This is a genomic window from Stenotrophomonas sp. SrG (assembly GCF_050031795.1).
GTDB classification, from domain to species: domain Bacteria; phylum Pseudomonadota; class Gammaproteobacteria; order Xanthomonadales; family Xanthomonadaceae; genus Stenotrophomonas; species Stenotrophomonas rhizophila_A.
Genome location: NZ_JBNBBE010001472.1, coordinates 1 through 234 on the forward strand (window position 1 = coordinate 1; position 234 = coordinate 234).

The 234-nt window shown below is 71.8% G+C and carries 1 protein-coding gene; it reads right to left on the reverse strand.

Features of this window, described 5'->3' with window-relative positions; genetic code table 11:
• Positions 1-32: 32 nt before the first annotated feature.
• Positions 33-234 (reverse strand): hypothetical protein (locus ACQG3P_RS24300; protein WP_426806482.1); only part of this gene is annotated, 202 nt, incomplete at its 5' end.

Sequence of the window (234 nt, forward strand, 5' to 3'; positions counted from 1 at the left end):
CTCCACGCGTGGGGGCGGTGGATGCGCTATCGTCAGTTCCACCCCGCGCGTGATGCCTCCGGCACTGCCGGGGGGTCGCGCCGCTCCAGTGCCGACCGGCCCACGCTGCCCAGGCAGGGTCCCACGAGCGGGGGCGGGATGCAGGTCCCGGCACCCGGCATCTTCTCCTGCGCGCCTGGCTCTACATAGGAGTTCTCATAGCTGGACGGCTGGCCTACCGTGGCGTCCCTCTGG